Raw genomic sequence first — 11883 nt, 5'->3', positions numbered from 1 at the left:
CGCGAGCAAGCTCGCGCCTACAGGGGAGGGGGCGGCCGTTGCCGTGCGAGATAAGCGGCCAGGCGCGGCAGGGCTTCTTCGGCGCTGCCGCTGTGGCCGGCCCAGGTGCAGGCCAGCATCAGGTTGCGCGGCAGGTGGAAGTCCTCCACCAGGAAACCTTCGGCGTCGCGGCCGTCGGCGTCATGGGGCACCTGTTCGCGCAGGGTCGCGGGCGCCTCGAACCAGGCCCACACCGGTTTGCCCAGGGCGATGGCCATGCCCACCTCGAAGGCGGTGCCGGAGTCCGGCTCCAGGCCGCGAAAGTCGTTGAGGTTGGCCAGCACCGCGTCGCAGCCGCGGATTAGCTGCATGTTCTGCTGGCAGATCAGCTGCGCGGTCTGCTCCGGCGTCGGCTGGGCCGGCACCTGCTGGTCGAAGGGGTAGAGGCCTTGCAGGCCCTGGGCGTGGCACAGGTGCTTGAGGTATTCGCCGCGGGCGATGGCATCGCGGCGAAACAGGTCGAAGCCGGCGAGGTAGATACGTGGGTTCATGCCTGGCTCCCGGCCTGGGGCAGAAAGCGCAGCAGCGCGGCGATGATGGCTTCCGGTGCGTCTTCCTGCAGCAGGTGGCCGGCGTTGGGCACCGCCTGGAACCGTGAGCCGGGGATCAGCCGGTGCAACTGGCGCCCGCGTTCGATGGGGATCCACTGATCGTCCTCGCCCCAGAGGATCTGGGTCGGGCAGCGAATGCTCGGATAAAGCCCGGCCACCTCCGCGGTGTAGCGCTCGTCCATTTGCGCGATCTGCCGGTAGAACGCGGCCTGGCCGCTGGCGCCGAGCCAGGGCTGGACGTAGGGCGCCAGTTCCCGGTCGGGGATCTCGCGCTGGATCGCTCCACGAATGTAGGCCGGCACTATGGCGCGCTGGATATAGTCCGGCACCCCGCTGAAGGCCTGTTCATGCTGGCGCACGTGCTGCACGAACGGCGAGCCCCAGGGCGACAGCGCCACCGGGTCGAGCAGGGTCAGGCTGCGGTAGTCCTTGCCGTTGAGCAGGTGGGCGCGCAGGGCGGTGGCGCCACCGAAGTCGTGGGCCACCACGTCCGGGCGCTCCAGGCCCCAGTGTTCCAGCAGTTCGGCCAGCAGCTGGTTCTGCACGCCGAGGGACACATCCTGGCCGGCGGACTGTTCCGACTGGCCGTAGCCCAGCAGGTCGAAATAGTGCACCCGGTGGCTGGTGCTGAAATGCGGGGCGATGCGGTGCCAGACGTAGGAAGAAAAGGGTGTGCCGTGCACGAATACCAGAGGCGGCCCATCGCCGTGAATGGCGTAGCGCACCTTTTGTCCGTTGAAGCTGTAGGTTCGATCCAGCGGCCAGTCACTCATGTTGTGGTCCTCTGTGGGTGATCGGTCCGGCGCCTTGCTCATGCAGGCCCGGCGCAGCCCATGCTCCTCGGCGCGATGAGTCTCGGTGTCAGCGCGGCGCGAGCACAGGCGATGTTTTCGCTCATGGCTGGGTTGGTGTAAAGCCGGATGTGGCTATGACCCGAGGGTCGAGCGGGCAAGCATAGGCATAAAAAAACCACCGCGGGCGGTGGTTTTTTTCAGGCGGCGACGGTTTATTCGCCGCGATAGATGCAGCCGCTGGTGCAGGTCTCGTGAATGCGGATCGCACTCAGCTCCGGCAGCAGGGGTTTGAGCTCGTTCCAGATCCACTTGGCCAGCACTTCGCTGGTGGGGTTTTCCAGGCCGGGGATGTCGTTCAGGTAGTTGTGGTCCAGGCGCTCGTAGAGCGGCTTGAAGATCTCCTTGATCTCGGAGAAATCGCGAATCCAGCCGGTGTGCGGATCGAGGTCGCCGCTCAGGTGGATGGCCACCTTGAACGAGTGGCCGTGCAGGCGCCCGCACTTGTGGCCTGCAGGCACGTGGGGCAGGCGGTGGGCGGATTCGAAGGTAAATTCTTTGAAGATTTCCACAGTGTCGGTCAGCTCGGTCAGGTGGCTATCGCCGCGGGCGATGTAAGGCAGGCGGCGAGTTTACCAGCTTGGTTATACGGTTGCGGGAAAACACTGACTAAAGGGTCAATAGCTGTTCGCCGAGACGACCGCTACCGGCCAGCTCGAGGAACTCGTCGCCCAGGCGCCGGCTTTCGTCCATCGCGCTGCGCCAGTATTTCTGGCGGCTGGCGTCGTCGCCCATGAAGCGCTTGAAGTCGTTGCGGTCCGGCAGTTTGCCGTAGGGCAGGCGCGCCAGGTATTCCTTCGACGGTGCCAGCAGCAATACGTCCTGCAAACGGCCCGGGTTGCCGCGGCGCCAGGGCAGGGTCTTGTCGAACCAGCCGGGAATCACCCGGTCGGTGAAGTGCGGGTAGAGCACGATATCGTCGCCGCTGTAGGGCAGGTCGAGGTGGTAGTCCAGCAGGCCGCCGTCGCGGAAGGTGCCGGCCCCGGCGCCGGGCAGGTCGCGCACGCCTTGCATGACCATCGGGATCGAACCCGAGGCCAGCAGGGCCTGGCGCAGGTTGCCGGTGTCCAGCGGCACGAAGCGTGAGGGGAAGTCTTCGAGGGCATGCAGCGGCGGCGCCAGGCGCGGGTCATGCAGCACCAGGCGTTCGAAGTGCCGCGCCAGGCGCGCGCGACCACGCAGGTTGTCGGCGATCACCGAGGACAGCCCCAGGCCCAGCCGCCCGCGATGGTCGTCGGCGAGCAGGCCGTGGCTTTTCACCACCATGATGTTCAGCCGGTAGTGCGGGTTGTCGAGAATGCTTGCGTCGCGGCCGTCGAGCAGCTCGTGCAGCATGCGTTGCGAGCTCTGGCTGATCTGCGCCATGCTCACGCCCTTGGCGAAACTCTGGGCGTTGTACAGCTGGCCCAGGCGGCGGATGCCTTCGGCGGCGTCCGGCAGGCAGGCGCTGGCGAAGCGCCAGGAACCCACCGAGGCGCCAATCAGCGAACGTTCCCGTGGCGCCGCTGGCAGCCATTCGCCGAACAGCGCCAGGTCCAGCCCCTGGATGCCCAGGGCTTTCGGCCCGCCGGCGGCGCCGGGCAGGGTGCCGACTTCGGCCGCGCTCAGGCCGTTGGCGCGAATGCGCGCCAGGGCGCGTGGGCCGGCCTTGAGGGTCAGGGCGGGGAACTTGATGTGGATAGCGGTCATACCGGCCTCAATCTCGAGCGACAGCCGAGTATAAAAGCTCGGGCCCGCGGCGCCGAATGAAACCTGCGCGGCGCCGATGATGGCCATTCAGTTTCAATTAAGTTCGACCGGCTATCGTGAGCCCCGTAGCAACACATAACGAGAAATTCGGAGACACCCCATGAAAACCCTGACTGCCCTGTTCACCGCGACCCTCATCGGTATGACCGCCAGCCTGGCCCATGCCCGCGACCTGGGGCCCGACGAGGCCCTGAGACTGCGCGACGCTGGTACCATTGTGTCCTTTGAAAAACTCAATGCCACGGCATTGGCCAAGCACCCGGGCGCGACCATCACCGAAACCGAGCTGGAAGAGGAGTACGGCAAGTACATCTACCAGATCGAGATGCGCGACCCTCAAGGGGTTGAGTGGGACCTGGAATTGGACGCAGTGAGCGGCCAGGTGCTCAAGGATCATCAGGATACGTAATGAAGGTGAATCTACGCGCCGGCAGCAGGGTGGCCCTGGCGCTTCTGGCTTTTTGCTCGGTGGCGCTGGCCCGCGACCTGGACCAGGACGAAGCCCTGCGCCTGCGCCAGCAAGGGGTGATCCTGCCGCTGGAGCAATTGCTGCAGCAGGCCCTGGACCGTTACCCCGGGGCCAAGTTGCTGGAGGCCGAGCTGGAAGAAAAACACGACGTCTACATCTATGAAGTCGAGCTGCTGACCGCCGAGGGCGTGGTCCGCGAGCTGGACCTGGAGGCCACCACCGGCCGCTTACTGAAAGACAAGGAAGATGACTGATGCGCCTGCTCCTGGTGGAAGACCACGTCTCCCTGGCCGACGAACTGCTGGCCGGGCTCAACCGCCAGGGCTACGCCGTGGACTGGCTGGCCGACGGCCGTGACGCGCTGTACCAGGGCGCCAGCGAGCCCTACGACCTGATCGTGCTCGACCTCGGCCTGCCGGGGGTGCCGGGCCTGGAAGTGCTGACCAAATGGCGCGCCGGCGGCCTGGCGACCCCGGTGCTGATCCTCACCGCCCGCGGGTCCTGGGCCGAGCGCATCGAAGGCCTCAAGGCCGGCGCCGACGACTACCTGACCAAACCCTTCCACCCGGAAGAATTGCACCTGCGCATCCAGGCGCTGCTGCGCCGTTCCCATGGCCAGGCCAACCAGCCGACATTGCAGGCCGCCGGGCTGCACCTCGACGAAGGCCGCCAGTGCGTGCTGCGCGACGGCGTGGACATCCAGCTGACCGCCGCCGAGTTCCGCCTGTTGCGCTACTTCATGCTGCACCCGGAGCAGATCCTTTCGAAAAGCCATTTGGCCGAACACCTCTACGACGGTGAGACCGAGCGCGATTCCAACGTGCTGGAAGTCCACGTCAACCACCTGCGGCGCAAGCTCGGGCGCAGCGTGATCGAAACCCGCCGCGGCCAGGGCTACCTGTTCGGCGGGAACGCCCAGTGAGGTCGATCCAGCGCCGCCTGAGCCTGGGCCTGATCAGCGTGATGGTGATTGTCGGCCTGGTGCTGGCGCAGACCAGCCTGTGGCTGTTCGAGATGGGCTTGCAACGCTACCTGGAAGCCGGCTTGCGCAACGACAGCGAAAGCCTGCTGGTGGCGCTGGTCCGGGGCCCCCAGGGTTTGCAGCTGGACGAGCGGCGGTTGTCGCCGGCTTATCAGCGGCCGTTTTCCGGGCATTACTTTCGCATCGACTTCGATGACGTGCACTGGCGCTCCCGCTCGCTGTGGGACCAGGACCTGCCAGCGCTGGCGCAGACCGGCCTGCACAGCAACCTGCAACTGGGGCCGGAAGGCCAACGCCTGCTGGTGCTGCGCACCGACTACCGGCGCCTCGGGCAGTCGATTTCCATCAGCGTGGCCCAGGACTACACCCCAGTGCGCGAGAGCTTCCTGCGCATGCAACAGGTGGGCCTGGGCCTGGGCCTGGCCGGCCTGCTGCTGATCCTGATCCTGCAGCGGGTTACCGTGCGCCGCGCCTTGCGCCCGCTGGAGCAGGCCCGCGAGCAGATCGCCCAATTGCAGCGCGGCCAGCGTTCGCAACTGGACGAACAGGTGCCGCTGGAGCTGGAACCGCTGGTGGCGCAGATCAACCATTTGCTGGCCCATACCGAAGACAGCCTGAAGCGTTCGCGCAATGCCCTGGGCAACCTCGGGCACGCGCTGAAGACCCCGCTGGCGGTGCTGCTGAGCCTGGCGTCCAACCCCAAGTTGCAGGCGCACCCGGAGCTGCGCCAGTTGCTCGAGGAGCAGCTGGCGCAGGTGCAGCAGCGGCTCAACCGCGAGTTGAACCGCGCGCGCCTGGCCGGCGATGCGTTACCCGGCGCGCTGTTCGATTGCGACGCCGAGCTGCCGGGACTGCTGGCGACCCTGAACATGATCCATGGCGAGCACCTGGACCTGAGCTATCAGGCGGCCCCCGGCCTGCAACTGCCCTGGGACCGGGAAGACCTGCTGGAACTGCTGGGCAACCTGCTGGACAACGCCTGCAAGTGGGCCGATGCCGAAGTGGCGCTGAGCGTGTGGCAGACCGCCGAGGGTTATGGCCTGGCGGTGGACGACGACGGGCCGGGGATTCCCGAGGAGCAGCGCAGCCAGGTGTTCAGCCGTGGCACGCGCCTGGACGAGCAGACCGACGGCCACGGGCTCGGCCTGGGCATCGTGCGCGATATCGTAGAAAGCTGGGGCGGGGCACTGCGCTTGCTGGAAAGCCCGCAGGGCGGCCTGCGGGTGTTGATCGAGTTGCCTGGGCGCTGATATTGCCGGTGCTGAATCCCTGAATCCCTGAATCCCTGTAGCCGCTGCCGAGGCACGAGGCTGCGATCGGGTTGGGCGGCATTCCGACGAAGCGCCCGCCAACCCTATGCCTGCGGTGTATCTGATCGACCGAGTCGCCGGGTCTACGACTGCTGCGCAGCCGATCGCAGCCTCGTGCCTCGGCAGCGGCTACACCGAGGCGTTTTTGAAAGGGGAGGTCAGACCCGGAACTGGTCCATCAGGCTCTGCTGCTGGTTGGCCAGGCTGTTCAGTGACTGGCTGACCCGCGCCGATTCGTTGGCCTGTTCCGACAGCGATTCGGTGACGTCGCGGATGGTCGCCACGTTGTTGTTGATCTCCTCGGCCACCGCGCTTTGCTCTTCGGCGGCGCTGGCGATCTGCAGGTTCATGTCGCTGATCACCGTCACCGCGTCGCCGATCTGCCGCAGGGCGGTGACCGCCTGGCCGACCTGTTCGACGCTGCCCTGGGCCTGGCGATGGCTGTTGCCCATCGAGCCGACCACCTCCTGGGTGCCGCTTTGCAGCTGCTCGATGACCTGGCGGGTTTCCTCCACAGACTCCTGGGTGCGCCGGGCGAGGTTGCGCACTTCGTCGGCGACCACCGCGAAACCACGCCCGGCCTCGCCGGCGCGGGCGGCCTCGATGGCGGCGTTGAGGGCCAGCAGGTTGGTCTGCTCGGCGATGGCGCGAATCACTTCCAGCACCGAGCCGATCTTTTCACTGTTGGCGGCCAGGCCTTCGACCTGGGTCATGGCGGTGCTCATGTCGGCCGCCAGGTGATCGATGCTCGCGGTGGTGCGGTCGATCACGCTCAGGCCCTGGCGCGTGGCCTGGTCGGCATCGCGGGCGGCCTGCGCGGCCTGGGCCGCGCTGCGGGCGACGTCCTGGGCGGTGGCGCTCATCTCGTGGGAAGCGGTGGCCACCTGGTCGACCTGGCGATACTGCTGCTCCATGCCGGCGCTGGTCTGGGTGGCGATGGCCGAGGACTGGTCGGCAGTGCCGCGGGCGTCCTGCACCGAGCGTTTCACCTCGGCGATGATCGGTTGCAGCTTGTCGAGGAAGCGGTTGAACCAGCCGGCCAGCTGGCCCAGTTCGTCTTTCTTGTCGTAGGCCAGGCGCCGGGTCAGGTCGCCTTCGCCGCTGGCGATGTCTTCCAGCATGTGCGCCACGCCGAGGATCGGCCGGGTCACGCTGCGCGCCATCAGCCACACCAGTAGCAGGCCGAGCACCGCGGCCAGCAGGCCCAGGCCCAGTTCGACCAGGGTGCCGGCCTTATTGCTCTGGTCTAGCTGGTTCTTCAGAGCTTCGGCCGGGCCCACCAGGACCCGCTCCGGCACTTGCAGCAGCACGCCCCAGGGCTTGCCGCCGGGAATCGGGGTGAAGGGCGCGAGCACTTTCAGGGCGTTGTCGTTGTGCAGGCTCTGGGTCTGGGTGCTGGCCGACAGCAGGCGGATCAGCTCGGTGCCGTTGGCTTGGTCCAGTTGGTCCAGGCGCTGGCTGAGCTTGCTGGCGTCGGCGCTGTAGCCGGCGAGCAGGCCGACCGGGCTGATGATGCTGACCGTGGTCTGGCCGTCGTAGAGCGCCTTGCTCGCTTGCTGGCTGACCGATTGCAGGCTGTTGAGGTTGATGTCCACCGACAGCGAGGCGATGACTTTGCCGTTCACCAGCAGCGGGAACACGATGCTGGTCATCAGCACGTTCTGGCCGTCGATCACATAGAAGTAAGGCTCGATCACACAAGGCTTGAGGGTGCTACGCGGGCAGGTGAACCAGGCGTTGGCCGGCTGGCCGCTGGGGCCGGTGGTGGTGTCGCTCATGTCGCTTTCCGGCAGCGCCATGGAGGTCAGCTTGCCCGGGGTCGGCTGCGACCAGTAGAGGGCGAAGCGGCCCTTGTCGTTGCTGCCCAGTTCGCTCTGGCCGCTGAAGAGTTCGTCCTTGCCGTCCAGCGCGTTGGCTTCGAACACCAGCGACAGGCCGAGCAGGTCGGGGTTGGCCTGCAGCGCCGACTTCACCTGGCGGGTCAGGTCCTCGCGCAGGTCGAAGGCATCGAGGAAGCGCTTTTCGGCCTGCTCGCGCAGGAACAGCACCTGGCGCGAGAAGCCGTGGCCGTATTGATAGGCGTCCATGAATTGCTGGCGGATGCCCAGCGCCTGAACCTCGCCCTGGGCCTCGATGCGGGCCTGGGCGGCTTCGTTGAGCATCTCCATGCTCGAGGCCTTCACCAGTGCGGAGCTGTGCTCCATGCGGTACAGCGAAAGCCCCACCAGCAGGGTCACTACACCGGCCAGGCAGAGGCCGGCGAGCAGGGTGATTTTCCACTGGATGGAAAGTTGTCTGAGCGACATGGAGACGTCCTTATTCGATATTTATTTGAGACTTTGCAGCGTATCGGCCGAAGAACGGCCTTCTTTAAACGCTCGTTCGAATGCCGCTCCCTGTAGCCGCTGCCGCAGGCTGCGATCGAGTGCGCAGCACTCGCAAAGGCACGCAATGCGACTGGCCTGGAAGACTCGATCCTCAGCCCGGCGTCCGCTGCGCGGCCGATCGCAGGCTGCGCCAGCGGCTACAAGTGACGGCGGAGCTGCCGGCGCAGGCGGTAGTCGGTCGGGCAGCGAGTGCCCGCCGGTTTTGACAAGCGTTGCCCGCTGCTGCAAAGTGCGCGCCCTCTAATAAGACCCTCCTTTTTCAATCCGGCGTCGGCAATGGTTGCCCTCTGGCCGGACTCATTCCTTTTGCGGCGTTTTCCCGCCGCAGTGCCATGAGGTAACGATGATTAATGCAGTAATTGCCGCGGTTGGCGTCATGCTGGTCCTCAGCCTGTCCCGCGTGCATGTGGTGATCGCGCTGATCGTAGGCGCGCTGGTGGGAGGGCTGACCGGTGGCCTGGGCATCGAGGCGACCCTCAAGGCTTTCAACAATGGCCTCGGCGGCGGGGCGACGGTGGCCTTGTCCTACGCCTTGCTCGGCGCCTTTGCGGTGGCGATCGCCAAGTCCGGCCTGGCCCACGCCCTGGCGGACAAGATCCTGCTGCTGGTGGACCGCCAGGACGCCAACGGCGGCGGCAACGTCAAATGGCTGCTGATCGGCCTGTTGTGGGTGGTGGCGATCGCCTCGCAGAACATCCTGCCGATCCATATCGCCTTCATCCCGCTGCTGGTGCCGCCGCTGTTGTATGTGCTGAGCAAACTGCAGCTGGACCGACGGCTGATCGCCTGCGTCATCACCTTCGGCTTGATCACCCCGTACATGTTCCTGCCGGTGGGGTTCGGCAACATCTTCCTCAACGAGATCCTGCTGGCCAACGTCGCCCGCAGTGGCGTGGACATCAGCAATATCAATGTCACCCACGCCATGGGCATTCCGGCCCTGGGCATGGTCTTCGGCCTGCTGCTGGCCTTTGTCAGCTACCGCAAGAAGCGCGTGTATGACCTGGAACTGATCGAGAAAGTCGAGCAGGTGACGGTGCAATACAACCCGCGCACGCTGCTGGTGGCGGGTCTGGCGATTGTCGCGGCCTTTGTCATCCAGCTGTTGCTGGACTCGATGATTATCGGGGCGTTGTCTGGTTTCCTGATCTTCTCGGTGTCGGGCATCGTGCGCTGGCGCGAGACCGACGACCTGTTCACCGAAGGCATGAAGATGATGGCGATGATCGGCTTCATCATGATCGCCGCCGCCGGTTTCGCCGAAGTGATGAAGGCCACCGGCGAGGTGAAAAGCCTGGTGGAGTCCTCGGCCAGCTGGATCGGCCACAGCAAGGGCGTGGGTGCCTTGTTGATGCTGCTGGTGGGGTTGCTGGTGACCATGGGCATCGGCTCGTCGTTCTCCACCGTGCCGATCCTGGCGACCATCTTCGTGCCGCTGTGCGTGCAGCTGGGCTTCAGCCCGCTGGCCATCGTCTGCATCGTCGGCACCGCCGGCGCATTGGGCGACGCCGGCTCGCCGGCCTCGGACTCGACCCTGGGCCCGACCTCCGGCCTGAACATCGACGGCCAGCACCACCACATCTGGGACACCGTGGTCCCGACCTTCCTGCACTACAACCTGCCGTTGCTGGCGTTCGGCTGGGTGGCCGCCATGGTGCTCTGAGCCCGCGGGGGTTCAGTTGCACCGCGTTGTCCTTATCGCGAGCAAGCTTCGCTCCTACAGAAGCGTGAAGCTTGCTCGCGAAAGATCTCAAGGGCGCTGCGCGGCCGCAGATTCAGCGCATCGTCCTGCGGGGCTCAACTTTTGTTCCGGCGTGCCGTTAAGTCTGTATCACGCCAACAACATCAAGAGTGAACCTCCTATGCGCTTAAGTCTGAAGGGCAAAGTCCTGTCCCTCGCGGTCCTCCCGGTCCTGTTGTTTGCGCTGGTGATCAGCCTGACCACGGTCGTCATGCTCAAGGAGCAGGCGCAGAACGAGGTGGACGAGACCCGGCAGCGCCTGCTCGGCGAGGCCAAGACCACGCTGCAAAGCTATGTGGAGGTGGCCCTGAGCACCATCAAGCCGCTCTACGACGCGGCGGCGCCCGGCGATACCGCGGCCCGCGCCCAAGTGGTGAAGCTGCTGTCGAACATCACCTACGGCAAGGACGGTTACTTCTTCGGCTACGACTCCGAGACGGTGCGCCTGTTCAAGGGCAACAGCCCGGACGGCGTCGGCAAGAGCTTCAAGGACAACCGCGACCCCAACGGCGTGTACGTCAACCGCGAGCTGGTCAAGGTCGGCAAGGACGGCACGCATTATGTGCAGTACAGCTCGACCCAACCGGGCAGCGACGTGCTGGTGCCGAAGCTGGGGTACACCGAATACCTGCCCAAGTGGGACCTGATTGTCGGCTCCTCGGTGAACCTGGACGGCATCGACGCCCAGGTGGCCGAGGTCGAGGCCAGCGTCAACCAGCGCATGCGGGGCATGGTCCTGAGCATCATCGGCATCGCCGTGGTGGTGCTGCTGGTGATCGCCGCCATCGGCCTGCTAGTGGCCAATACCATCCTGCGGCCGCTGAACCTGATGAAGCTCAACCTCGACGATATCGCCGCCGGCGAAGGCGACCTGACCCGCCGCCTGGCCATCACCAGCCAGGACGAGCTGGGCGACCTGGCCAGTTCCTTCAACCGTTTCGTCGACAAGATCCACGGCCTGGTGCGGCAGATCACCGAGATGACCGGCCAACTCACCGGCCTGGTGACCCAGGTGTCCGAACAGGCCCAGCGTTCCGAGCAGGCCATGGAGCGCCAGCGTCACGAGACCGATCAGGTGGCCACGGCGATCAATCAAATGTCGTCGGCGGCCCAGGAAGTGGCGCGCAGTGCCCAGGGCGCGGCCGTGGCGGCGCAGCAGACCGACGAGGAAGGCCAGGCGGCCAAGCGCGTGGTGGATGGCAGCATCCAGCAGATTCACGCGCTGGTCAGCGATATCCGCAGCAGCGGCACCTCCCTGGACAGCCTGCAGAAGGACGTGGCGTCGATTGTCAGCGTGCTCGACGTGATCCGCTCCATCGCCGAACAGACCAACCTGCTGGCCCTCAACGCCGCCATCGAGGCGGCGCGGGCCGGTGAGGCCGGGCGTGGCTTCGCGGTGGTGGCCGACGAGGTCAGGGCGCTGGCCAGCCGCACCCAGCAGAGCACCCAGGAAATCCAGGGCATGATCGACCGCCTGCAACAGGGCACGCGCACTGCCGTGGAGGCCATGCGCCGCTCCAGCGACGCCGGCGACGGCACCTCGCACCAGGCCAACGAGGCCGGGGCGTCGCTGGATGCCATGGCGCAACTGATCGGCACCATCAACTCGATGAACGCGCAGATCGCCAGTGCCGCGGAAGAACAGACCGCGGTGGCCGAAGAGATCAACCGCAGCGTGCACCAGATCGCGGTGGCGGTGGACAGCGTCGCCGACGAAACCCAGCTTGGCGCCCAGACCTCGCGCAGCCTGGCCGACCTCGGCCAGCGCCTGGGCAAGCTGGTGGGGCAGTTCCGTATCTGACGC

General features: G+C 66.1%; 11 protein-coding genes and 1 pseudogene. 6 read left to right on the top strand and 6 right to left on the bottom strand.

What is annotated here, in order from left to right; all coding sequences use genetic code 11:
* Positions 1-17: 17 nt before the first annotated feature.
* The 4 genes from AC3RCP_RS21255 to AC3RCP_RS21240 form a co-directional block, all read right to left on the bottom strand.
* Positions 18-530, bottom strand: coding sequence for a nucleoside 2-deoxyribosyltransferase (locus tag AC3RCP_RS21255; RefSeq protein ID WP_492570928.1), 513 nt, complete (start codon positions 528-530; stop codon positions 18-20).
* Positions 527-1363 (bottom strand): alpha/beta fold hydrolase, encoded by an 837-nt coding sequence (locus AC3RCP_RS21250; RefSeq protein ID WP_492570929.1) that lies wholly within the window; start codon positions 1361-1363, stop codon positions 527-529. The genes AC3RCP_RS21255 and AC3RCP_RS21250 overlap by 4 nt, the downstream gene beginning before the upstream one ends.
* A 233-nt stretch (positions 1364-1596) precedes the next feature.
* Positions 1597-1953 (bottom strand): 6-carboxytetrahydropterin synthase QueD, encoded by a 357-nt coding sequence (queD, locus tag AC3RCP_RS21245; RefSeq protein WP_007930577.1) that lies wholly within the window; start codon positions 1951-1953, stop codon positions 1597-1599.
* Positions 1954-2050: 97 nt separating this feature from the next.
* Positions 2051-3130, bottom strand: a complete 1080-nt coding sequence (locus tag AC3RCP_RS21240) for a patatin-like phospholipase family protein (protein ID WP_101339458.1) — start codon at positions 3128-3130, stop codon at positions 2051-2053.
* 160 nt (positions 3131-3290) lie between these two features.
* Here AC3RCP_RS21240 and AC3RCP_RS21235 point away from each other — a divergent pair, with 160 nt between their 5' ends.
* Genes AC3RCP_RS21235 through AC3RCP_RS21220 form a run of 4 tightly spaced genes read left to right on the top strand, consistent with a single transcriptional unit; the run spans position 3291 to position 5891 of the window.
* A complete protein-coding gene (locus AC3RCP_RS21235; RefSeq protein ID WP_007930566.1) occupies positions 3291-3599 on the top strand; it encodes a PepSY domain-containing protein in 309 nt (102 codons plus the stop codon).
* A complete protein-coding gene (locus AC3RCP_RS21230; RefSeq protein WP_007930564.1) occupies positions 3599-3913 on the top strand; it encodes a PepSY domain-containing protein in 315 nt (104 codons plus the stop codon). The genes AC3RCP_RS21235 and AC3RCP_RS21230 overlap by 1 nt, the downstream gene beginning before the upstream one ends.
* Entirely contained in the window at positions 3913-4581 is a 669-nt protein-coding gene (locus AC3RCP_RS21225) for a response regulator transcription factor (RefSeq protein WP_101338527.1), read from the top strand. Before AC3RCP_RS21230 ends, AC3RCP_RS21225 begins: the two co-directional genes overlap by 1 nt.
* Positions 4578-5891: a sensor histidine kinase gene (locus tag AC3RCP_RS21220; protein ID WP_492570930.1), complete on the top strand. Its 1314-nt coding sequence runs from the start codon at positions 4578-4580 to the stop codon at positions 5889-5891. Before AC3RCP_RS21225 ends, AC3RCP_RS21220 begins: the two co-directional genes overlap by 4 nt.
* Positions 5892-6109: 218 nt before the next feature.
* Here the strand turns inward: AC3RCP_RS21220 and AC3RCP_RS21215 are convergent, their stop codons facing one another.
* Together AC3RCP_RS21215 and AC3RCP_RS21210 are read right to left on the bottom strand one after the other, a co-directional pair.
* On the bottom strand, positions 6110-6865 hold the full coding sequence (locus AC3RCP_RS21215) for a methyl-accepting chemotaxis protein (RefSeq protein WP_404940529.1): 756 nt from the start codon (positions 6863-6865) through the stop codon (positions 6110-6112).
* 102 nt (positions 6866-6967) lie between these two features.
* Positions 6968-7114 (bottom strand): annotated as a pseudogene (locus AC3RCP_RS21210) (HAMP domain-containing protein); the annotation flags it as partial.
* Positions 7115-8684: 1570 nt separating this feature from the next.
* Here AC3RCP_RS21210 and AC3RCP_RS21205 point away from each other — a divergent pair.
* Positions 8685-10001, top strand: coding sequence for a Na+/H+ antiporter family protein (locus tag AC3RCP_RS21205; RefSeq protein ID WP_162096424.1), 1317 nt, complete (start codon positions 8685-8687; stop codon positions 9999-10001).
* Positions 10002-10200: 199 nt separating this feature from the next.
* Complete coding sequence (ctpM, locus tag AC3RCP_RS21200) at positions 10201-11880, top strand: methyl-accepting chemotaxis protein CtpM (RefSeq protein ID WP_492570931.1); 1680 nt, start codon at positions 10201-10203, stop codon at positions 11878-11880.
* The last annotated feature ends 3 nt before the right edge of the window (positions 11881-11883 follow it).

This window comes from Pseudomonas sp. GW822-FHT05A08, assembly GCF_058800485.1.
This window is presented reverse-complemented; position numbering and strand designations above follow the sequence as displayed.